The sequence below is a fragment of the Martinezella miluonensis genome (genome assembly GCF_900094545.1).
GTDB classification, from domain to species: Bacteria; Pseudomonadota; Alphaproteobacteria; order Rhizobiales; family Rhizobiaceae; genus Rhizobium; species Rhizobium miluonense.
The window spans coordinates 139,050-159,146 of sequence record NZ_FMAH01000002.1 but is presented as its reverse complement, the minus strand read 5'-3'; the positions used below and the strand labels follow the sequence as shown (position 1 = coordinate 159,146).

Annotated in this window: 22 protein-coding genes and 1 riboswitch; of the genes, 15 read left to right on the top strand and 7 right to left on the bottom strand. The window is 59.6% G+C overall.

Annotation, left to right across the window (positions count from 1 at the left end; genetic code table 11):
* Nucleotides 1-18: 18 nt before the first annotated feature.
* Both GA0061102_RS03150 and GA0061102_RS03145 read right to left on the bottom strand, forming a co-directional pair.
* A complete protein-coding gene (locus GA0061102_RS03150) occupies nucleotides 19-975 on the bottom strand; it encodes a transketolase family protein (protein ID WP_092843965.1) in 957 nt (318 codons plus the stop codon).
* Nucleotides 975-1,784 carry a transketolase gene (locus GA0061102_RS03145; RefSeq protein ID WP_092843964.1) on the bottom strand — a complete coding sequence of 270 codons (810 nt, stop codon included), beginning with the start codon at nucleotides 1,782-1,784 and terminating at the stop codon, nucleotides 975-977. The genes GA0061102_RS03150 and GA0061102_RS03145 overlap by 1 nt, the downstream gene beginning before the upstream one ends.
* Before the next feature lie 224 nt (nucleotides 1,785-2,008).
* Here GA0061102_RS03145 and GA0061102_RS03140 point away from each other — a divergent pair, with 224 nt between their 5' ends.
* From GA0061102_RS03140 to ribB, 7 genes are all read left to right on the top strand, one after another.
* Nucleotides 2,009-2,989: an ABC transporter permease gene (locus tag GA0061102_RS03140; RefSeq protein WP_092843963.1), complete on the top strand. Its 981-nt coding sequence runs from the start codon at nucleotides 2,009-2,011 to the stop codon at nucleotides 2,987-2,989.
* Nucleotides 2,990-3,104: 115 nt separating this feature from the next.
* Nucleotides 3,105-4,034, top strand: coding sequence for a sugar ABC transporter substrate-binding protein (locus GA0061102_RS03135; protein WP_092843962.1), 930 nt, complete (start codon nucleotides 3,105-3,107; stop codon nucleotides 4,032-4,034).
* A 28-nt stretch (nucleotides 4,035-4,062) separates the two neighbouring features.
* Complete coding sequence (locus GA0061102_RS03130; protein WP_092843961.1) at nucleotides 4,063-5,541, top strand: sugar ABC transporter ATP-binding protein; 1,479 nt, start codon at nucleotides 4,063-4,065, stop codon at nucleotides 5,539-5,541.
* A 20-nt stretch (nucleotides 5,542-5,561) separates the two neighbouring features.
* On the top strand, nucleotides 5,562-6,350 hold the full coding sequence (locus tag GA0061102_RS03125) for an SDR family oxidoreductase (protein WP_092843960.1): 789 nt from the start codon (nucleotides 5,562-5,564) through the stop codon (nucleotides 6,348-6,350).
* A 4-nt stretch (nucleotides 6,351-6,354) separates the two neighbouring features.
* Nucleotides 6,355-7,092: a triose-phosphate isomerase gene (tpiA, locus tag GA0061102_RS03120; protein ID WP_092843959.1), complete on the top strand. Its 738-nt coding sequence runs from the start codon at nucleotides 6,355-6,357 to the stop codon at nucleotides 7,090-7,092.
* Between the two features lie 75 nt (nucleotides 7,093-7,167).
* Entirely contained in the window at nucleotides 7,168-7,950 is a 783-nt protein-coding gene (locus tag GA0061102_RS03115) for an SDR family oxidoreductase (protein ID WP_092843958.1), read from the top strand.
* A gap of 106 nt (nucleotides 7,951-8,056) precedes the next feature.
* A riboswitch (FMN riboswitch) is annotated at nucleotides 8,057-8,202 on the top strand.
* Between the two features lie 112 nt (nucleotides 8,203-8,314).
* Nucleotides 8,315-8,941: a 3,4-dihydroxy-2-butanone-4-phosphate synthase gene (gene ribB / locus GA0061102_RS03110; RefSeq protein ID WP_092843957.1), complete on the top strand. Its 627-nt coding sequence runs from the start codon at nucleotides 8,315-8,317 to the stop codon at nucleotides 8,939-8,941.
* A 69-nt stretch (nucleotides 8,942-9,010) separates the two neighbouring features.
* Here the strand turns inward: ribB and GA0061102_RS03105 are convergent, their stop codons facing one another.
* From GA0061102_RS03105 to GA0061102_RS03085, 5 genes are all read right to left on the bottom strand, one after another.
* A complete protein-coding gene (locus GA0061102_RS03105; RefSeq protein ID WP_092843956.1) occupies nucleotides 9,011-9,931 on the bottom strand; it encodes a homocysteine S-methyltransferase family protein in 921 nt (306 codons plus the stop codon).
* A 62-nt stretch (nucleotides 9,932-9,993) separates the two neighbouring features.
* Nucleotides 9,994-10,683 carry an ABC transporter permease gene (locus GA0061102_RS03100; RefSeq protein ID WP_092843955.1) on the bottom strand — a complete coding sequence of 230 codons (690 nt, stop codon included), beginning with the start codon at nucleotides 10,681-10,683 and terminating at the stop codon, nucleotides 9,994-9,996.
* Nucleotides 10,684-10,694: 11 nt separating this feature from the next.
* Nucleotides 10,695-11,420 carry an ABC transporter permease gene (locus GA0061102_RS03095; RefSeq protein ID WP_092843954.1) on the bottom strand — a complete coding sequence of 242 codons (726 nt, stop codon included), beginning with the start codon at nucleotides 11,418-11,420 and terminating at the stop codon, nucleotides 10,695-10,697.
* A gap of 12 nt (nucleotides 11,421-11,432) precedes the next feature.
* The gene (locus GA0061102_RS03090) at nucleotides 11,433-12,206 is read right to left on the bottom strand and encodes a transporter substrate-binding domain-containing protein (RefSeq protein ID WP_092843953.1); all 774 of its coding nucleotides are present in this window, start codon (nucleotides 12,204-12,206) and stop codon (nucleotides 11,433-11,435) included.
* 43 nt (nucleotides 12,207-12,249) lie between these two features.
* On the bottom strand, nucleotides 12,250-13,029 hold the full coding sequence (locus tag GA0061102_RS03085) for an ABC transporter ATP-binding protein (protein WP_092843952.1): 780 nt from the start codon (nucleotides 13,027-13,029) through the stop codon (nucleotides 12,250-12,252).
* Between the two features lie 172 nt (nucleotides 13,030-13,201).
* Here GA0061102_RS03085 and GA0061102_RS03080 point away from each other — a divergent pair, with 172 nt between their 5' ends.
* The 8 genes from GA0061102_RS03080 to GA0061102_RS03045 all read left to right on the top strand — a co-directional run bounded on the left by GA0061102_RS03080 (nucleotide 13,202) and on the right by GA0061102_RS03045 (nucleotide 20,042).
* Entirely contained in the window at nucleotides 13,202-13,684 is a 483-nt protein-coding gene (locus GA0061102_RS03080) for an Lrp/AsnC family transcriptional regulator (protein WP_092843951.1), read from the top strand.
* Nucleotides 13,685-14,045: 361 nt separating this feature from the next.
* Nucleotides 14,046-14,486 carry an acetyl-CoA carboxylase biotin carboxyl carrier protein gene (locus GA0061102_RS03075; protein WP_092843950.1) on the top strand — a complete coding sequence of 147 codons (441 nt, stop codon included), beginning with the start codon at nucleotides 14,046-14,048 and terminating at the stop codon, nucleotides 14,484-14,486.
* Complete coding sequence (locus GA0061102_RS03070) at nucleotides 14,486-15,877, top strand: acetyl-CoA carboxylase biotin carboxylase subunit (protein WP_092843949.1); 1,392 nt, start codon at nucleotides 14,486-14,488, stop codon at nucleotides 15,875-15,877. The genes GA0061102_RS03075 and GA0061102_RS03070 overlap by 1 nt, the downstream gene beginning before the upstream one ends.
* Nucleotides 15,874-16,302, top strand: coding sequence for an acetyl-CoA carboxylase (locus GA0061102_RS03065; RefSeq protein WP_092843948.1), 429 nt, complete (start codon nucleotides 15,874-15,876; stop codon nucleotides 16,300-16,302). Before GA0061102_RS03070 ends, GA0061102_RS03065 begins: the two co-directional genes overlap by 4 nt.
* Nucleotides 16,299-17,006 carry a 5-oxoprolinase subunit PxpB gene (pxpB, locus tag GA0061102_RS03060; RefSeq protein WP_092843947.1) on the top strand — a complete coding sequence of 236 codons (708 nt, stop codon included), beginning with the start codon at nucleotides 16,299-16,301 and terminating at the stop codon, nucleotides 17,004-17,006. The genes GA0061102_RS03065 and pxpB overlap by 4 nt, the downstream gene beginning before the upstream one ends.
* Nucleotides 17,003-17,998: a 5-oxoprolinase subunit C family protein gene (locus GA0061102_RS03055; RefSeq protein WP_092843946.1), complete on the top strand. Its 996-nt coding sequence runs from the start codon at nucleotides 17,003-17,005 to the stop codon at nucleotides 17,996-17,998. Before pxpB ends, GA0061102_RS03055 begins: the two co-directional genes overlap by 4 nt.
* A 23-nt stretch (nucleotides 17,999-18,021) precedes the next feature.
* The gene (locus tag GA0061102_RS03050) at nucleotides 18,022-18,789 is read left to right on the top strand and encodes a 5-oxoprolinase subunit PxpA (protein ID WP_092843945.1); all 768 of its coding nucleotides are present in this window, start codon (nucleotides 18,022-18,024) and stop codon (nucleotides 18,787-18,789) included.
* Nucleotides 18,790-18,836: 47 nt separating this feature from the next.
* The gene (locus tag GA0061102_RS03045; RefSeq protein WP_092843944.1) at nucleotides 18,837-20,042 is read left to right on the top strand and encodes a pyridoxal phosphate-dependent aminotransferase; all 1,206 of its coding nucleotides are present in this window, start codon (nucleotides 18,837-18,839) and stop codon (nucleotides 20,040-20,042) included.
* Nucleotides 20,043-20,097: the final 55 nt, after the last annotated feature.

Sequence of the window (20,097 nt, the reverse complement as noted above, 5' to 3'; positions counted from 1 at the left end):
CGAATGCGTGCTGTTTGTCTATTTGCGCTTGATAAGCGCTTGCGCGGCGTCTGCAATGGCTGACGGAGCCATGCCGAATTCGTCGAGCAGGAACTCGGCCGAGCCGGTTGGTGCGTAGATGCCGGGAACGCCGAGGCGCGTCATCGGGACCGGAGCGTTGTCGACGACAACCTCGGCCACGGCCGATCCCAGCCCACCGAAGATCGAATGCTCTTCCGCCGTCACGATCGCGCCGGTTTCCTTGGCGGCCGCAATGACGGCACTCTCGTCGATCGGGCGGACCGTGGCGAGATTGAGCACCCTGGCCCTTATGCCATGTTGGGCGAGAGTGTCGGCTGCTTTCATCATGCGATGGGTCAGAGTACCGTTCGCGATGAGTGTGACATCTGAACCTTCACGCAGCAGATTGGCCTTTCCAAGTTCGAACTTGTGGCCCTCCGGCAGAAGGTCTGGCACGCCGACGCGCGACAGGCGGAGGAAGCAGGGGCCGTTGTAGTTCGCTGCCCATTCCACCGCTGCCGCCGTCTCGATGCGGTCGCATGGCGCGATCACGGGAAGGTTGGGCAGAACGCGCGTCCAGGCGAAATCCTCGATCGAGTGATGGGTCGGGCCTAGCTCGCCATAGGCCATGCCCGACGAAATGCCGACGAGCTTGACGTTGGCATTTGAGTAGGAGATATCGGCCTTGATCTGCTCCAGCGATCTGCCTGTGAGGAACGGCGAGGCGCCACAGACATAGGGAAGGCGTCCGCCATTGGCGAGACCCGCGCCGACGCCGACCATGTTCTGCTCGGCGATGCCGACATTGACCAGACGGTCGGGAAACTTGGACTTGAAGCCGCCGAGCTTCGAAGATCCGACCGAATCGTTGCAGACCGCGACGATCGTTTCGTTCTCGGCGGCGAGGCGCTCGAGTGTCGATGCGAAGGCGTCTCGGCAGTCATGGAGCTTGGGTGCATTCACTGGCGCGTTCATTAGAGCGTCTCCGACAATTCTGCCAATGCGACTTCATACTGTTCCTTGCTCGGAACCTTATGATGCCAGTCGACTCGGTCCTGCATGAAAGAGATTCCGTGTCCCTTGTTGGTATGGGCCACGATGCAATGGGGGCGGTCGCTTCGAAGCTCGAGTGCCGGGACGACCTCGCGCATGTTGTTGCCGTCGATTTCGCTAACCTCCCAGCCAAAAGCTTCGAGCTTCGGACGAAGCGGTGCGATATCGTTCGTATCCGAAAGCGCCGCCCCCTGCTGGAACCTGTTATGGTCGACAATCAGGGTAAGGTTGTCCAGCCGGAACTGTGCTGCTGCCATGATCGCTTCCCAATTGGAGCCCTCCTGCATCTCGCCATCGCCGGTGATCACATAAGTATGGTAGCCGGCGCCTGACAGTTTCGCCGCCTTGGCCATGCCGACCGCCACCGGTAGGCCGTGCCCCAGAGGGCCGGTGTTGGTTTCGACGCCCGGCACCTTATTGCAATTGGGGTGGCCATTGAGCCGCGAATGCGGCTTCAGGAATGTCGATATTTCTTCCTCCGGAATGAAGCCGCGTTTCGCCAGAGTGACATAGAGCGCACATGCGGTATGTCCCTTCGAAAGCACAAACCTGTCCCGATCAGGATGTTTCGGTTGGTCCGGCCAGATACGCAGCACACGGAAGTACAGCGCGGTCAGGAGGTCGATCACGGACATCTCACCGCCAATGTGTCCGGCACCTGCCTCGTAGACTGCCTGGAGATCTCGCAGACGTATCTGACGAGCAACACGTTCAAGTTCGGAAGGCTCCATCGTTTCCTCGTGTGAATAAATATTCATGTATTTATATTTTTGCAGAAAAAGATAGTTAGTCAAGCCCTTATAGGCGACTTGTTGCCAAAACAGGGCGAAAAGACCCGGTTGACAGCATCAAAGTGAGTTGCTAATGAATTTTCCAGCATATGTGAATAAATATGCTATCTTGAAAAATCAGCGCCCAGACATTGGCTGCTGGCCTCGGGCTCCAGGGAGGAATGATGGTGGCGATCGACGTCAACGAACAGAGCCGTCCGTCCGTGACATGGCTGAGCAAGCTCGCCGGCGCTACCGGACCGCTCGTTGGATTGCTGGCCCTTTGTGTTTTCCTGAGCTTCAGCACCGATGCGTTTCTTTCGCTCCGCAACGGCCTCAACATTCTCGACCAGATCACCGTGCTCGGGATCATGGCCGTGGGCATGACCTTCGTCATCCTGATTGGCGGCATCGACCTTTCAGTCGGGTCGGTCCTCGCGCTCGCCATGATGGTCATGGGCTGGACGGCAAATATCGCAGGTCTGCCGCTTGTCGCGGGGATTGCCGTGGCGCTGGTCGCCTCCGCGATCAGCGGGCTGATCGTCGGACTTCTCGTCACCTTGTTCAGGGTTCCGGCCTTCATCGCGACATTGGCGATGATGTCAGCAGCACGCGGCGTCGCAAACATGATCACGGACGGACAGCAGATCGTCGGATTCCCCGATTGGTTCATGATGCTTGCGATCGATCGCCATTTCGGCGTGCTGACGGCGACGGTCTTCCTGATGCTGGCGGTTGTCGCCGTGGCTTGGGTGTTCCTGCATTTCCGCTCCGAGGGTCGTATGCTCTATGCCGTGGGCGGCAATCCGGAAGTTGCCCGCCTGGCCGGCATCAATGTCCAGCTCGTGACGATCGCCGTCTATGTCGCAAGCGCGGTGCTTGCCGGTCTGGCCGGTATCGTGCTGGCGGCGCGTCTAGACTCTGTTCAGCCGTCCAGCGGCTTTGGGTACGAACTCGACACGATTGCGGCCGTCGTCATCGGGGGAACCTCCCTGTCGGGTGGATCCGGCGGCATCGGCGGCACGCTCATCGGTGTCTTGATCATCGGCGTCCTGCGCAACGGCCTTAACTTGCTCAACGTCTCGCCATTCCTGCAGCAGGTCATCATCGGCATCGTCATCGTGCTTGCGGTCGGTGCTGAAACGATCCGCAGGCGGCGGGCCTGACATTCAGGTCCGCCTGGCGGACCTCCACCAGTTCCTCTCCGAAAGGTTTGGAGCGGATCACTTGCCCGAGGGGGAGGATGTACCCAAGGGTTCACTGCAAAAAGGAGGAAATAAAATGAAACTTGCGCGTATTCTTCTGGCCTCGGCCGCCGTGCTGGCGATGTCGCTGGGTTCCGTTCAAGCGAAAGAGGCCAAGAAAATCGGCCTTGCCGTCGCAAACCTGCAGGCAAACTTCTTCAACCAGATCAAGCAGTCCGTCGAGGATGAGGCCAAGAAGCGCGGCATCCAGGTGGTGACCGTGGATGCAAAGGGCGACGGCCCGACCCAGGTCAACCAGATCCAGGACCTCTTGACCCAGAACATCGACGCCTTGATCTACATCCCCGCCGGCGCGGCGGCCGCGAGTGTCCCCGTCAAGCTCGCCAAGAATGCCGGCGTTCCAGTCGTGAATGTCGACCGTAACGCCGAGGGCGCGCCGGGCGACACCTTCCTTGCCACGGATTCCGTCGCATCCGCCAAGGCCGTTTGCGACCACATTCTCAAGCAAGCCGGCGGCAAGGGCAAGATGGTGATCATCCACGGCCAGAAGGGCACTACGCCCGAAGTTGACCGCAGCAAGGGCTGTGCTGAATCGTTGAAGGCCAATCCCGGCGTGAAGGTGGTTGCCGAGCAATACTCCAACATCTGGGCCCAGGACGAGGGCTTCCAGATCATGCAGAACATGCTGCAAGCAAACCAGGATGTATCGATCGTATTTGCTCAGGCAGATGCGCTTGCACTTGGCGCTGCACAGGCGATCAAGGTTGCAAACCCATCCCAGAAGATCGTGGTCGGCGGCTTCGATGGCGATACGGCCGCTCTGGAAGCGCTGAGCAAGGGTGTCTTCGACGTCACCGCGACACAGCAGACGCAGAAAATGGGCCGCGACGCGGTCGCCAATGCCGTCAAGCTGGTTGCTGGTGAGAAGGTGGCTCCAGTGCAGCTCATGGACGCCACGCTGACGACCAAGGAAAACGTGGCCGGCTTCATCGCCAACCATCCGTAATCGTGCCGAAATCTTGAGGAGGTGTGCCGTGACCGAGCCCGTTCTTTCCCTGAGGAGCATATCCAAGCGCTACGGATCGCTTCAGGTGCTGAAGAATGTCAGCCTGGATGTCTATCCCGGTGAAGTGGTCGCGCTTCTCGGCGAGAACGGCGCCGGCAAGTCCACGCTGTCGGGCATTGTCGCCGGATCACGCACGCCCTCCGAAGGAACGATGACATGGCTGGGGCAGCCTTATGCCCCAGCCACTCCGCGCGACGCGATCGACAAGGGCGTCGTCTTGATCCATCAGGAATTGCAGCTCCTGCCACATCTTTCGATTGCCGAGAATGTCTTTATCGGGCGATGGCCGATGAAGAATGGGGCCGTTGATCGCCCCCAGATGGTCCGGCGTGCGCAGGAACAGCTCGCTCGCCTGAACCTGCATATTCCGGCGACGCGCAAGGTTGCGGGCCTGTCGACAGCCAATCAGCAGCTCATCGAAATCGCCAAGGCGCTGGCGCTCAATGCCAAGCTGCTGATCCTCGACGAACCGACTGCCGCACTCGGCGGTGCGGAGACGGAAGCCCTGTTTGAGCAGGTGAGGAAGCTTCGCTCCGAAGGCGTCGGCATCATCTACATTTCCCATCGCATGGAGGAGATCAGGCAGATCACCGATCGCATCGTCGTTCTGCGCGACGGCGAGCGCGTCCAGGAGTTTGCCGACAGTGCGACACCCGTTCGCACGATCGTCGAGAGCATGGTCGGCCGCTCGCTGGACCGGATGTTCCCGGCTCTTCCTGAGCCGACTAATCGTCCGGTGCTGCAGGTCAGCGGACTGACTTCGCCTGACGACTCCTTCCGGGACGTGACGTTCGACGTTCGTGCGGGTGAAATCCTCGGCATCGCCGGACTGGTTGGTGCCGGCCGCACGGAACTTGTCCGCGCTATTGCCGGTGCCGATCCGATCAGCGCTGGTTCGATCAAGCTGGAAGGCGAGGAACTCAAGCTTCGCGATCCGGCGGATGCGATCGCAAAGGGTATCGTGATGGTGCCCGAGGACCGCAAGGAGCAGGGCCTCGTCGTAGGCCATCGCATCAGTGAGAACATCATCTACGCCAATCTCGACAAGCTCGGCGGACGCTGGATCACATCGCGCGTCAAGCGTGCCTTCGCCGAGAAGGCGGTGGCGAAGTTCGGCGTCAAAGGTCGCGCCGAACAATTTGCCTCGGACCTGTCGGGCGGCAACCAGCAAAAGGTCGTCATCGCAAAGTGGCTGATGCGTGATCCCAAGGTCGTGGTGCTCGACGAACCGACCCGAGGCATCGACGTCGGCGCCCGTGCGAGCATCTACGACATCATCGTAAACCTCGCGAAACAGGGGGTGGCGGTCATTGTCGTCAGCTCCGATCTCGAGGAGGTTCTCGGCGTGTCGAACCGCATTCTGGTGCTCGCCCAGGGCAAGCAGGCAGGTATTTTGAACCGTGACGAGGCCAACGACGTCTCGGTCATGGAACTGGCGACAATCTAGACAAACAGAAAGGAAGAGCGGTGTCCGACATCACTCTAAATGCCCCGAGGCTTTTCGATCTCAGCGGAGAGGTCGCCCTCGTGACCGGAGCTGGAAGCGGAATTGGGCAGCGTATCGCAATCGGCCTCGCGCAGTGTGGAGCCGAGGTCGCGCTTCTTGATCGTCGCTCGGACGATGGCCTGGCGAATACGGCCTCGCATATCAAGGCGGCCGGCCGTCGCTCCATCCAGATTGCGGCTGACGTCACCAGCAGGTCTTCTCTCGAGGAGGCGGTCGCGCGCACCGAGGCGGAACTCGGTGCGCTGACACTTGCCGTCAACGCCGCCGGTATCGCCAACGCCAGCCCCGCGGAGGTGATGGAGGAGGACCAATACCAGACGTTGATGGACATCAACCTGAAAGGCGTCTTCCTGTCCTGCCAGGCGGAAGCACGCGCCATGTTGAAAAATGGACGCGGATCGATCGTCAACATCGCCTCCATGTCGGGCGTGATCGTCAATCGCGGCCTCAGCCAGGCGCATTACAACGCTTCCAAGGCCGGCGTGATCCATATGTCGAAGTCGCTGGCGATGGAGTGGGTCGGCCGTGGGATCCGCGTCAACACCATCTCGCCGGGATATACGGCGACGCCGATGAACACGCGTCCGGAAATGGTCCATCAGACGAAGCTCTTCGAGGAGCAGACGCCGATGCAGCGCATGGCTGGTGTCGACGAGATGGTCGGTCCTGCCGTCTTCCTGCTATCCAATGCCGCAAGCTTCGTGACGGGCGTCGATCTGCTCGTCGACGGCGGCTTCTGCTGCTGGTGATGTCATGCGCAAGCTGATCGTAGGCAACTGGAAAATGAACGGTCTCGCTTCCTCCCTGGCTGAGATCGAGGCGCTGAAGGGACTAACGGGCGAGGCGGCGCGCGACATCGTCGTCTGCCCGCCCTTCACGCTGGTCGAGAAGGCCGTCGAGTGTACCAAAGGCGCGGCGATCGCCGTCGGCGCACAGGATTGCCATGCGCAGACCTCAGGTGCCTACACTGGAGACGTCTCCGCAGAGATGCTCGCCGAAATCGGCGCGCGCTTCGTGATCCTCGGGCATTCCGAACGCCACTCCGCCTACAAGGAAATGGATGCCGCAGTCGCGGGCAAGGCCGCAGCAGTCCACAAGGCAGGTCTGACGAGCATCATTTGTATCGGGGAGACGCGTGCAGAACGGGATGAGGGAAGAGCGATCGATGTCGTTCGCGCCCAGCTCGAAGGATCAATTCCCGACACGGCGACCAGTTCGAACACGGCAATCGCCTACGAACCGGTTTGGGCGATCGGAACCGGACTGGTTCCGAGCCTCGAACAGATCGAGGAGGTGCATTTATCCATCCGGCAGACGCTCGGAGAGCGGCTGGGAGAAGATGGGTACTCTGTCAGGATCCTCTATGGAGGTTCGGTCAAGGTGTCGAACGCAGCGGCGATCTTTGGTGTTTCCAACGTCGATGGCGCTCTGGTCGGAGGGGCGTCGCTGAAGGCGTCGGAGTTCGCCGAGATCATCTTGGCCGCCGTTTGAAGTCGCAAACAGCAGGCGGGATGATCGGCCCTTGAATCACGCCGCGCCTGGCCGTAGCCGCAAAAGGAACAGGGAATGCAACGCTTCGAAAACAAGACCGTCGTCATCACCGGCGCGAGCCGCGGCATCGGCGCTGCGATCGCCAAACGGTTTGCGCGAGAGGGTGCCAATCTTGTGGTCTCCGCCAACGAGGATTCCGTCCATGCGGTCGCCGAGCAGATCAAGGCCGATGGCGGAAAGGCGATTTCTTTCGTCGGCGACGTGACGGACAAGACCAGCGTGCAGGGTCTCTACGCAGCTGCCGAGACGGCGTTCGGCGCCATCGATGTTTCTATTCAGAATGCCGGCGTCATCACCATTACCCGCATCGAGGATATGACAGAGGGCGAATGGGACAAGGTCATGGCCGTCAATACCAAAGGCGTCTTCCTCTGCGCCCAGGAGGCAATTGCCCGCATGCGCAAGCATGGCCGCGGTGGCCGCATCATCAATACAGCCTCCGGCCAGGCGCGCGACGGCTTCATTTACACGCCGCATTATGCGGCATCGAAGATGGGCGTCGTTGGCATTACCCAGAGCCTTGCGAAAGAAGTTGCGATCGAGGGCATTACCGTGAACGCCTTTTGCCCCGGCATCATCGAAACCGACATGTGGGCCTATAACGACCAGGCATGGGGCAAGTTGCTGGGTAATTACGGTCCCGGCGAGCTCATGAAGGAATGGGTCGAAGGCATTCCGATGAAACGGGCCGGGTCGGGTGAAGACGTTGCAGGTCTCGTCACTTTTCTTGCCAGCAACGATGCGGCCTATATCACTGGACAGACCATCAATGTCGACGGTGGTTTGATCATGTCCTAGCTTCGTTCAACAAAGAGGAACTGTGTTTTCACACGGAAAGCCGAATTCTCGAAAGCCGAAGGTCCATCAACCTCTTGCGGAACGAGATGATCCTCATCTATCTTAGAGACGTTCTCAGGGCGGGGTGTAATTCCCCACCGGCGGTATCGAGGCAACTCGGAGCCCGCGAGCGCTTTCGCAATCTGCGAAGGGTCAGCAGATCCGGTGAGATGCCGGAGCCGACGGTCATAGTCCGGATGGAAGAGGGCAACGCAGGAGACGCCGCTTCGTGGTGGCGTTCACATGCTTGTTCGCCCAAGGGAAAATGGTGGCTTTGACAGGCCATGTACGCCGTTCTGAACGGCAACCCTTGAAAGGCAGGAAAATGGCAATTTCGAAAATTGAAGATGCGATCGCAGCGATTGCGCGGGGCGAGATCGTGGTTGTTGTCGATGATCGCGACCGCGAAAACGAAGGCGATCTCGTGATTGCCTCGGAAGCGGTCACGCCACAGGCGATCGCATTCATGATGAACCACGCGCGTGGTCTGATCTGCGTTCCGATGGAAGGTGAGAGGCTTGACGAGCTCGACATCCCGTTGATGGTGCCGCGCAACACGGAAGTCCTGAAGACCGCATTCACCGTTTCAGTCGACTACATCCCGGGAACCACGACCGGAATATCCGCCGCCGACAGGGCGGCAACGGTTCAGGCTCTGGTCAGGGATGGCGCGCGCCCGGAAGAGTTTGCCCGGCCCGGTCATATCTTTCCTCTTCGCGCGCATCCAAATGGCGTTTTGTCTCGCCCCGGGCATACGGAAGCGGCCGTAGATCTTGCCAGGCTCGCCGGCCTTTCGCCTTCCGGTGTCATCTGCGAAGTGGCAAACGACGACGGCACCATGGCCCGTCTGCCCGAACTCGAAACCTTCGCCGAGCGGCATGGCCTTCATCTTATCACGATCGAAGATCTGATAGCCTACAGGACTGCGGGTGCCTCCTCCAAGGCTGCCTGATCGTTCGGGTCCCAAAGAACCATCCTTAGGGTCAACCGCCTTCCGGATCAGTGTTTGCGCGAGGCTCTCCTACGCTCCTTGAGGACGCAGGAGAGCATTCTTCAACCGATGAATATGCCCAGCGCCAATCCCGCAGCAACCGCCGACCATCGTCGCGCCAGCATCGATCCATGAGCAGGCGAAGCGTGAATAGGCGTCGTCGTTCAGATCCTGTCGGGTTGCATGAAGGCCTTCGTTGGCGGCAGACTCGCCTTGTTCTCCCTCGAAGGCATTGGCATAGACGCCGATCTGTAGATTGTCGCCGCCCCGCTTGAAGACCTCCGCTGCTGTATCGACGGCCTCCCGCATGACTTCCGGCTTGCTGCAATTGAACAGGAGTGCGTCGGCGCCGGACGAGGCGGCCCATAGAGCCGCATCCTCGACGGACTCGCCAGAGCGGAGCCTGGGAGAGGCGCCATTCCTTTGCGCAGTATCATCCGCCAGCGTGAAGGAGATCCAGAATGGCTTGCCGGTTTCAGCGACTGCAGTACGAACGGCTTGCCCTTCGGCAATCAGGCTAAGGGTTTCGCCGAGCCAGACATCGACATAGGGATCGAGGTTTTCCACCAGGACCTTGAGATAGTCCTGCACCCGCGACGGATCGAAATTCTGCGGCTCGTAGGAACCGAAGATGGGTGGCAGCGAACCGGCGACCAGAATTTTCCGATCCTTGCACGCATCGGCAGCGTCGCGGGCCAATTGCCCCGAGCGTGCGATCAGGGCAGCCCCTTCCTTCCGGAATCGTTCCTCGCCAATATGGAACGGTACGAGTGCATAGCTATTCGTCGTAATGACGTCAGAGCCTGCGGCGATAAATTCGTCATGAACCCTTCGGACAATATCGGGCGAATTGATCAGGGCGAGGGCCGACCATTCCGGCTGCTTCAGTTCGGCTCCGAGCCGCAGGAGCTCGCGGCTCATGCCGCCGTCGAGGATCAAGAGTTTGCTCATGAATGGGATCTCCAGAATAGTTCGGATCTGCGGAGAGGTCTGATCTCTCCTTCGTGCCGTGATTAGCGCCGCACCGGCACCTGCGCTTCCAGAAAGCGGAAGGCTCGTGCGACGATGGCGGTGAGAATGAGATAGAAGACGGTGACGACGATCAGCGGCTCGTAGACGAGCAGCGTGTCCTGGTGCACCTTGGTGGCAACGGCGTAAAGATCCATCACCGTGACGGTGAAGGCGAGCGGTGTCGCCTTCAGCTGCATGACGATTTCGCCGCCGATCGTCGGCAATGCAATGCGAATGGCACGCGGCAGCCAGATGCGCCTGGTCAGTGTGAACGGTCGCATCCCGAATGCGCGGCCTGCCTCCAGCTCGCCTTTCGGGACGGCAAGCAATGCGCCACGCAAAACCTCCGCCTCGTAAGCTGCATAGTTCAGCGTGAAGCTGACGGCTGCAAAGAAGAAGCCCTCGCGCAAGATCGGCCAGAACAGGCTTTGACGGATACCAGGGATCATCGGCAAAAAAGAACCGACACCGTAATAGAGCAGCCAGAGCTGTATCAGCAGCGGCGTGCCTCGGAAGAAAGTGCAATAGCCGCGAGCGAGAGTTCGCAGAAACGGGCCGCCGCTGACCTGGGCGAAGGCAAGGCCGATTGCGATGATGAAACCGAAGACGACCGAAATCGCAAGCAGCGACAGCGTTTGCACGGCCCCCGTCAACAGAAGCGGCCAATAGGAGGTTATCCATGAGAAGGTCATGCCAACACTCCTCACGCCGGCTTCGGTTGGCCGCGCCGTACCCGACGCTCGACCAGATTAAACATGGCATTAGAGACGAGTGTGAGAGCGAGATAGATGAGGGCGGATGCCAGGAAAAAGATGAAGTAATGCTTCGTGCTCGCGCCGGCGAGACGCGTGGCGAGAGCCAGTTCCTGATAGCCGACGACGGCGACAAGAGCGCTGTCCTTGGTGACCGACATCCATAGATTGGCGAGGCCCGGTAGGGCGTTTGGCAACAGGGCGGGAAGGATGATGCGGCGGAAACGCAGACGCGGCCCCATGCCGAAAGCCTTTGCCGCCTCGATCTGGCCAATCGGGATCGCAAGGATCGCGCCGCGCAGCACTTCCGTCATATAAGCGCCCTGAACGAAACCGAGCACGGCGACTGCGACCGCAAAGCCGTTCAATTCGAACGCCGGCAGATTGAGCGCGGCAAGGAGCCGATTGAGGCCATCCGTCCCCGCATAATAGAGCCCGACGATCAGGATCAACTCAGGGATGGCGCGGATCGCGGTGGTGTAGAGTTCGAGCAGAAGGCTGAGCGGCCTAATGCCGGAAAGCTTGCCCAGTGCACCGCCCGTACCAAGCAGAAGACCTATCAGAAAAGCGCCGGCGGAGATGGCGACCGTGGAGGCGGCTCCGGTCAAGAGCACTCCACCCCATCCCGGCGGATAGGGGGAGAGCAGGTCCAGAATGCCTTGTTGGGAGATCGCCATCGTCGCGATTTCTTACTTGGCGCCGTAAATATCGAAATCGAAGTACTTCTTGCTGATTTCGTCGTATTTGCCGCTGACGCGCACCGCGGTGATCGCTGCGTTGAGCTTTGCCTTGAGCTCGGTGTCTTCCTTGCGAAGGCCGCCGGAAACGCCCGCTCCGAGGATTTCCCTGTCGTCGGCCACGTCGCCCATCTTGGCGCAGCAATCCTTGCCGCCATCGCTTTTCAGGAAGGCATCGAGAGCAAGTGAATCACCAAAGACATAGTCGATGCGACCAGCGGCAAGATCCTGAAACGCCTCGTCGAGCGTCTGGTAGGTCTTCTCTTCCGCGACCTTGGCAAAGTACTTCTTGTAGTATTCCGACTGAATGGTCGATACTTGGATGCCGATGGTCTTGCCTTTGACATCGTCTGCGGTCGCGCCGGGCTTCTGGTCCTTCGGGCCGATCAGCGTGCTGGGCGTATTGTAATATTTGTCGGTGAAATCGATGACTTTCGAGCGCTCGGCGGTATTCGACATCGATGACCAGATCACATCGAACTTCTTGCTCTGAAGTGCAGGGATGAGGCCATCCCAGGAGAGTTCAACGATCGAGCACTTCTCCTTCATCTGCTCGCAAACGGCATTCATCATGTCGATTTCCCAACCTTGCCACTTGCCGGAAGCGTCCTTGGCGAAGAAGGGCGGATAGGATTCGTTCATGATGCCGAAACGAACTTCTGCCTGTGCCGTCACGGAAGAGAGCGTGAAGGCAAGCCCGGCAAGCAAAGTGGAAATCAGTCTCATATAAGGGTTCTCCTGGGGTTGTTGTCTGTGAATGGAGGGAGGATCAGGCCGACAGCATGCCGGTGAATTCACGGCAGCGAGTGCTGAGCGGAGCGTCAAAGACCTGCGCGGGCGGCCCTTCCTCCTCGATGCGTCCCTGATGCAAGAAGAGAACGTGGTTCGAGACATCGCGGGCAAAGCGCATCTCATGCGTGACCAGCAGCATGGTTCGGCCTTCCTCGGCGAGATCTCGGATGACCTTGAGCACTTCGCCGACCAGCTCAGGATCGAGCGCCGATGTCGGCTCGTCGAAGAGCATCACCGCCGGATCGATGCAGAGTGCGCGAGCAATCGCTGCTCTCTGCTGCTGACCTCCGGAAAGAAAGGCCGGATAGGCATCGCGCTTATCGTAGAGACCGACCTTGCCAAGAAGAGCCTGTGCCTTCTCGATCGCCTCGCGACGGGGGACGCCCAAGACATGCACCGGCGCCTCGATGATGTTTTCAAGAACGGTCATATGGGCCCAGAGATTGAAGCTCTGGAACACCATTCCCAGCCCGCTGCGCATCCGCTCTATCTGCCGCCAACTCTTCGGCTGCATCTGTCCCTGGCGTCCCTGCCTCAGGGCGACCTCCTCACCGTTGACAACGATGCGTCCGCGATCGGGCATCTCAAGCAGGTTTATGCAACGCAGAAACGTGCTCTTTCCGGACCCGGACGAGCCTATGATGGAAATCACGTCCCCTTGATTGGCCGTGGTTGAAACGCCCGTGAGAACCTGATGTGACCCAAAGCTCTTGTGAAGATCTTCCACACAGAGCGCCTGGGAGGACAGCTCTGTCATACCCAATTCCACTAGAAAACAATTTGCGGAGAATATCGCGAAGGAGAGCGGAATTTGCGCACAATTTCAGATTATTTTGCATAAAAAACGCAAAAATGTATTCCATTTGCATCTTTTATGATAGAATAGAGATGTCGTCACGTAATTTCGCCAGCCGGTCAGAGGAATGCGGATGGAAAATCTGGATCGTTTTGATCGCGATATTCTCGATATCGTCCAGCGAAATTGTCAGCTCACTGCCGAGGCGATAGCCGAGGAGGTCGGCCTTTCGACATCCGCTGTGCAACGGCGCCTGAAACGGCTGCGCGAAGACGGTATCATCAGGGCGGAAATCGCGGTTGTGGACCGCAAGGCAACCGGCACCCCGATGGTGTTCATCGTCGGCATGGAGATCGAGCGGGACAACTACGATGCTCTTGCCAAGTTTCGCCTTTGGGCAGAAAAGCAGGATCATATCCAGCAGGTCTACTATGTCACAGGTGCCGTCGACCTCGTCGCGATCGTCACCGCTCGGGATGTCGAGCACTATGACGACATCGCCGCCGTGATCATGGCGGAGAATCCTCAGATCCGGCGCATGCATACGAACGTGGTGTTGCGAGACGTGAAGCTCGGTCTGTTCGTTCCGCTTGCAGATGGCGGCAACGCAGGCTGATCGAGGCCTGCCGCATTGACCATCGACGGTTTGATACGTGCGGCGCGGGCCGGCATGGTGAGGTTGCAAACCGCGAACGCTTTCGAGCTGCTCACCGGAATCCGGGGGGCGGAAGATCCTATGACATCAAACTTCAATTCGCCGCGCCCTGGAAGGTGGCCCAGCAATTGAAGAGCCCGATTCTGGTCGGTAGAAATCGACCAAGACCCTTTTGGGCTCAGCTATCCCATCGGCTGCTGACCTGCGTCATCAAAAGTTCTTCTGACCCCATCGCGAGAGTCATCGTGTACGGAGAACGTCAGCCAAACGCAGTCGTCATGAATTGGATTGCGCGAGGTACTCCGAAATACCGAGTGCTCGCATGGACCTGTCGAAGATAAAAACGCTGATCGATTTTGTTGGACGATCGAACGTTACCGAACTCACGGTAACGGAAAAAGACGTTACAGTTCGAATTTTCTGTACGCCGGGTAAGGCTGCTCCGATCGCTTCGGCGAAAGCGCTCGAGAGGTCGCCAACTAGTCCTGCTGAACGCAGTCGCGACGCCTCGGCAGATACCCAGGCTTCGATCGTCACCGTAAAGGCGCCGATCTTCGGCGTCCTGCATCGCGCACCGGCGCCGGGGCAGGCACCTTTCGTTAAGATCGGCGATGTGGTGGAGGAAGGGCAGACCCTTTTCATCATCGAAGCGATGAAGGTCTTCAACAAGGTCGCCGCGCCGCAGGCCGGTCGCATTATGCGCCTTACCGAAGTGGATGGCGGCGAAGTCGAGACGGGCGACATGCTCGCGGAGATCGCGTGATGGTGGAACCTCTCGACAAGGCAGACCTGGCGGCACGGCGTTTCGATACGGTTCTGATTGCCAATCGGGGCGAGATTGCTGCACGAATTCAGCGTGCCTGCCGCGAACTTGGCCTGAAGACGGTCGCGATCTGCTCCGAAGCGGACAGGCAGGCGCCCTATGGCAAGACAGCCGACAGCTTTCTATGCATCGGACCCTCGAATGCAGCCAGCAGTTATCTCAATCAGGATGCGATCTTGCTTGCTGCACATTTGAGCGGAGCTGGCGCGATCCATCCCGGCTACGGGTTTCTGGCGGAGAACGCCGCTTTCTCTGAAGCCGTCGAGAAGGCCGGCCTTGTTTTCATTGGTCCTGAAGCTTCCTCGATCGCGACCATGGGCGACAAGATAGCGGCAAAACGGGCGATGATTCTCGCCGGTGTACCTTGTGTGCCCGGCCCAGACACGTCGCTTCCGGATGATGCGGCTTCCGTCGAACGCATTGCACAGGAGATCGGCTATCCCGTGATCATAAAGGCCGCAGGCGGCGGAGGCGGAAGAGGGATGCGAGTGGTTCCCGAGGCAGGCCAGCTGCACGAGGCCATCGCTTTGACGCGTGAGGAGGCCCGTCAGGCTTTCGGTTCCCCAGCGCTCTACATGGAGAAGTTCCTCCAACATCCACGCCATATCGAGATTCAGGTGCTCTGCGATACCCACGGCAACGCCATCTGGCTTGGGCATCGCGATTGTTCCATGCAGCGCCGGCATCAGAAGGTCGTCGAGGAGGCACCGGCACCCGGGATTCCCTTAGAAACGATCGAACCCGTCGGTATGGCTTGCGTCGAAGCTTGCAGGCAAATCGGCTATCGTGGTGTGGGGACTTTCGAGTTCCTTTACCAGAATGGCGCGTTCTATTTTATCGAAATGAACACACGCCTGCAGGTCGAGCATCCCGTCACCGAGATGACCAGCGGGATCGATATTGTTCAGGCACAGATACAGGTCGCTCAAGGGCTTACCCTGGAAACGGCGCAGGGCGATGTGATCTGTACCGGCCACTCGTTCGAATGCCGTATCAATGCCGAGGATCCCGAAAGCTTCCTGCCTTCGGCAGGCACGATCTCCGATCTTGCCCTGCCGGAAGGGCCGGGCATCCGCGTCGATACCCATATCCATGCCGGCTATCGGGTTTCGCCCTATTATGACTCGCTGATCGCCAAGCTTATCGTCCACGCGCCCAATCGTGCGGAAGCGATGGCAGAAATGCGCGACGCGCTTGCCGCCACCCGAATAGAAGGGATTTCCACCAACCTGCCATTGCTGCGCGCATTGTTCGACGACGAAGGCTTCGTCCGCGGTGGGACGGACATCCACTACCTGGAGCAGTGGCTCAAGCATCGGAGGGCGGCATGAGCGCGATCGACTTCACCGATCTAGCGACCATCGTATTCCTAGCTGATGCATTGACAGCAGCAGGAGTGGACGGTCTGGAAATCTCGAGGCCCGACGGCAATCTGCGCATCGTGGTTTCGAAAGAGGCGGGCGCCCAAATCAGTCTCACGGGAAACGCACAGCCGGGCTTAGCCGTGACACTGGCGACAACGGTCAAAGCGCCGATGGCAGGTCATTTCTATCCTTTGCACCCTTCGGATTCCGATGGAGCCGAGCGCCTGCCTCGCACTGTTGCCGACGAGGAGGTGATCGGCTTCATCCGCATCGATTCTGTTCTGCTTCCTATCCTTGCTGGCCGGTCCGGCTTGCTGACCAAGCTATTGGTGGAGCCTGATGCGCTCACCGGATTTGGTGATCCCCTGTTCGAAATCGAGCCGATATCATGATTGCAACATCGAACACTCTCGCGTCGTCGCGCGAAATCGTTCCCGCCACAAAAGGCCGGGCACGAGTTTCTTGCATCGGGGCTAGATCCTTCCTGCTCGAAGCGCCGGGTGAATTCGATCTCCCTGCGCAGCGATGGATTTGGGCCCTGGCGCAAAGGGTAAAGGGTTGGGCTGATATCGCGGAAGTGATCCCCGGCATGACCAATCTCCTGGCGATCTTCAAGGAGACGCCGGAGGATCCTGAAATCGTTGCGGGCCGGCTCCTCGAAGCATGGAACAATGCTGAAAGCCTCGACCTGGCGGGGAAAATCATCGAAATCCCCGTTCACTACGGCGGCGCTTATGCAATCGATCTTCCTGCTATCTGCGACTTTTGCGGATTGAGCGACCGCGAGGTGGTGCGCATTCACCACGAGGCAAGCTATCGCGTCTTTGCATTGGGAAGTGCCCCCGGTTTCGGCTACCTGCACGGGCTCGATCCGCGCATCTACATGCCTCGCAAGACCGTTCCTTCATTGCGGATGGAGAAGGGCAGCGTGACGATCGGCGGAATGCAGACAGGCGTTGCGATGCTGACGGGTCCGAACGGGTGGAATTCCCTCGGCCATGCGGAACTGCAGATGTTCGATCCGACCTCCGCGACGCCGGCCCTGATGGCACCCGGCGATACCGTGCGCTTTCTGCCGGCAAGGATCGAGCTATGATCGAGATCGTCGAAACAGGCCCATTCAACACCGTCCAGGATCTCGGCCGTCCCGGCTATCGCGATATCGGCGTCTCAGCCAGTGGCGCGATGGATCCTCTTGCGGTGAAGATCGGCAATATCCTCGTCGGCAATAACGACGATGCGGCTGCAATAGAGGTTCAGACTTTTCCGTTCAAACTGCGGTTCGAGACCGGTGGCGTCTTTGGCGTCACGGGTACGGACGGCCATCCGATGCTCGACGGTCGGGAACTGTTTCCATGGTGTACCCATGTCGCCGAGCCGGGTCAGATCCTGGAGCTCCGACAGCCGCCGAGATTGGCCCGCGCCTATATCGTGTTTCGTGGAGGGCTGGATGTCCCGATCCTCATGGGCTCGCGTAGCACTTCCCTGCGCGGCGGCTTTGGCGGGAATGCCGGTCGGCCGCTCATCAAGGGCGATAGAATTGAATTCGGCACGCCTTCTGATGTGCTTCCCCCGCCGGCAAGCGGCATTGCGGTCATCGAGCCGGCTGTAGCTCTGCGTGATGCCTTCCCGGGTCCCATCGACGGCGCGCTGCCGATCCGCGCTATAGCCGCTGGCGAACATGAGCTGTTCGCCGCCGATGGCGAGGCTTTCTGGAGCCAGACCTGGAGGATATCGTCGAGCAGCGACCGCACCGGCTATCGCCTGTCCGGCGAACCGATCAAACCGACGGCGACGGTCGAGATGCGCTCCCATGGCGTGGTGCCCGGCGTGATTCAGGTCCCGCCCAGCGGCGAGCCGATCATTCAAATGAGCGATGCCAACACTGCGGGCGGCTATCCCAAGATCGCCGGTGTCATCGAATGCGATCTGTGGCGGCTCGGCCAGGCTCGGATCGGGAGCCGGTTGCGATTTGTGCGCTCCACGCACGCCGAGGCCCGCGCGATTGAACAGGCTGTTGCCCGCTATGTTGAGGATGTCAGGAAGACCTCGCAAATGGTCAAGCGTGCTTTGAAGGCGATGACCTGACGGCAAGTGAAAAGGAGGAAGCGGTGAAGATCGATCTGAATTCCGACATGGGCGAAGGTTTCGGCCCTTATCGGCTGTGCGATGACGAAGCGATGATGAAGATCGTTTCGTCGGCCAACATCGCCTGCGGTTTTCATGGCGGTGATCCGGACACGATGGCGCGCATGGTGCGTCTCGCGAAGGAATACCACGTGGGGATCGGCGCGCATCCGGGCCTGCCGGATCGCTCCGGTTTCGGCCGGCGCGAGATGCCGTTCCAGCCGGACGAACTTCGACAGCAGATGCTTTACCAGCTCGGCGCATTGATCGCGATCGCCAAAAGCGAAGGCATGACTGTTGGACATTTCAGCTTTCATGCGGCCATGGGCAACATGGTCGATCGTGATGCCGTGCTCGCCGATCTGATGATGGATGCGATTTCTACTGTGGATCCACGTCTCGCGATATTCGTGACGGCCGGCAGCGAAATCGAAAAGGCGGCAAAGCGCGCGAAACTTAAGACGCTGGCGCTATTTCTGGCCGACCGCGCCTATGATGCCGGCGGCAAGCTCGTCGCCCGCGGCGTGCCCGGCGCGCTGGTCAAGGATGAGGCTGCGGTCCGGGCGCGGGTACGTCGTTTCCTGACCGACGGTAGCGTCGAGGCTATCGACGGCACGACGCTTGCAATGCCTGCCAGGTCGATCCTAGTGCACAGTGATACACCCGGCTCGCTGGAGCTTGCCCGGATCATCCGCAGCGAAATCGAGGCTTCCGGCGCCACGCTTGCGGCTGCAGCCGAGCTTGCATCCTGATTGTCCCGGGCAACCAAATTTTCCATTTCCACCGAAAGATGACGCCAATGCCTTCCATAGCCGATCGCCTCAAGAATGTTTCCATATCCGCTTCCGCCGCCATGACGCAGCGCGCCAGGGAACTGGCCGCCAAGGGCATCAAGGTCGTCAGCCTTTCGTCCGGGGAGCCGGACTTCCCAACGCCCGGTCATGCGATCGAGGCGGCTCATGCCGCAGCGCTCGCTGGCGATACCAAATATCCGCCGATGGACGGTACGCCGGCGCTGAAGGCTGCGATCAGCAGAAAGTTCAAGCGCGACAACAACCTCGACTACGATGCAAGCCAGATCGTCGTTTCAGGCGGCGGCAAGCAGGTGATCTTCAATGCGATGCTTGCCACCTGCAATCCCGGTGACGAGGTCGTCATTCCCACGCCGTCGTGGGTCAGCTACGCCGACATTGTCAAATTTGCCGGCGGCGTCCCGGTTCCCGTGCCTTGCTTCGAGCAGGCTGGATTCAAGCTGCGTCCCGAGGACCTTGAAGCTGCGATTACGCCGCGTACCAAGTGGCTTATCCTGAACTTCCCGAACAATCCGACGGGTGCAGCCTGCTCGCGCGCGGAAATGGCCGCGATCGCTGAAGTCATGTTGCGCCATCCGCATGTCTGGATCCTGACCGACGATATCTACGAGCACCTGGTCTATGACGGGTTCGAATTCTGCACGATCGCCGATGCCGAACCCAGGCTTTATGATCGCGTCCTGACGATGAACGGCGTCTCCAAGGCCTATGCCATGACGGGCTGGCGCTTGGGATATTGCGCCAGCGGATCGAAGGAATTGATCGCCGCTATCAGCAACGTTAACGGTCAGAATGGCGGCGGCATCACGACGGTAACGCAGGCGGCGGCGATTGCTGCGCTGGATGGTCCGCAGGATCTGCTGAAGGAGCGGGCGGCGATCTACAGGGAAAGGCGTGATTTCGTTCTCGAGCAGTTGTCGAAGATTGAAGGATTGCGCTGCCACAAGCCCGAGGGTGCCTTCTACATCTATCCCAATATGTCCGGCCTGATCGGTAAGACCACCAAGGGTGGACGCAAGATCGAGACGGACGTCGATTTCGTCATGGCGCTCGTGGATGAGCACCACGTTGCGACGGTACAGGGTGCCGCCTATGGCATGAGCCCCTATTTCCGCATCTCCTATGCAACAAGCATGGAAATGCTTGGCGAGGGCTGCGCCCGTATCGCTCAGTTCTGCCGCGATATGCGTTGACAGATGACCGCGCCCTTCGGCCCGATTTCCGGGCCGAAGGGCGTCGGGAACACTC

What these genes read in the sequence shown, in the direction of transcription:
- GA0061102_RS03045 (WP_092843944.1), top strand. Translation starts at nt 18,837, where the DNA reads ATGCCTTCCATAGCCGATCGCCTCAAGAATGTTTCCATATCCGCTTCC.
- tpiA (WP_092843959.1), top strand. Translation starts at nt 6,355, where the DNA reads ATGCGCAAGCTGATCGTAGGCAACTGGAAAATGAACGGTCTCGCTTCC.
- GA0061102_RS03055 (WP_092843946.1), top strand. Translation starts at nt 17,003, where the DNA reads ATGATCGAGATCGTCGAAACAGGCCCATTCAACACCGTCCAGGATCTC.
- GA0061102_RS03065 (WP_092843948.1), top strand. Translation starts at nt 15,874, where the DNA reads ATGAGCGCGATCGACTTCACCGATCTAGCGACCATCGTATTCCTAGCT.
- GA0061102_RS03085 (WP_092843952.1), bottom strand. Translation starts at nt 13,029, where the DNA reads ATGACAGAGCTGTCCTCCCAGGCGCTCTGTGTGGAAGATCTTCACAAG.
- GA0061102_RS03135 (WP_092843962.1), top strand. Translation starts at nt 3,105, where the DNA reads ATGAAACTTGCGCGTATTCTTCTGGCCTCGGCCGCCGTGCTGGCGATG.
- GA0061102_RS03090 (WP_092843953.1), bottom strand. Translation starts at nt 12,206, where the DNA reads ATGAGACTGATTTCCACTTTGCTTGCCGGGCTTGCCTTCACGCTCTCT.
- GA0061102_RS03105 (WP_092843956.1), bottom strand. Translation starts at nt 9,931, where the DNA reads ATGAGCAAACTCTTGATCCTCGACGGCGGCATGAGCCGCGAGCTCCTG.
- GA0061102_RS03140 (WP_092843963.1), top strand. Translation starts at nt 2,009, where the DNA reads ATGGTGGCGATCGACGTCAACGAACAGAGCCGTCCGTCCGTGACATGG.
- pxpB (WP_092843947.1), top strand. Translation starts at nt 16,299, where the DNA reads ATGATTGCAACATCGAACACTCTCGCGTCGTCGCGCGAAATCGTTCCC.
- GA0061102_RS03150 (WP_092843965.1), bottom strand. Translation starts at nt 975, where the DNA reads ATGAACGCGCCAGTGAATGCACCCAAGCTCCATGACTGCCGAGACGCC.
- ribB (WP_092843957.1), top strand. Translation starts at nt 8,315, where the DNA reads ATGGCAATTTCGAAAATTGAAGATGCGATCGCAGCGATTGCGCGGGGC.
- GA0061102_RS03075 (WP_092843950.1), top strand. Translation starts at nt 14,046, where the DNA reads ATGGACCTGTCGAAGATAAAAACGCTGATCGATTTTGTTGGACGATCG.
- GA0061102_RS03100 (WP_092843955.1), bottom strand. Translation starts at nt 10,683, where the DNA reads ATGACCTTCTCATGGATAACCTCCTATTGGCCGCTTCTGTTGACGGGG.
- GA0061102_RS03070 (WP_092843949.1), top strand. Translation starts at nt 14,486, where the DNA reads ATGGTGGAACCTCTCGACAAGGCAGACCTGGCGGCACGGCGTTTCGAT.
- GA0061102_RS03095 (WP_092843954.1), bottom strand. Translation starts at nt 11,420, where the DNA reads ATGGCGATCTCCCAACAAGGCATTCTGGACCTGCTCTCCCCCTATCCG.
- GA0061102_RS03145 (WP_092843964.1), bottom strand. Translation starts at nt 1,784, where the DNA reads ATGGAGCCTTCCGAACTTGAACGTGTTGCTCGTCAGATACGTCTGCGA.
- GA0061102_RS03115 (WP_092843958.1), top strand. Translation starts at nt 7,168, where the DNA reads ATGCAACGCTTCGAAAACAAGACCGTCGTCATCACCGGCGCGAGCCGC.
- GA0061102_RS03080 (WP_092843951.1), top strand. Translation starts at nt 13,202, where the DNA reads ATGGAAAATCTGGATCGTTTTGATCGCGATATTCTCGATATCGTCCAG.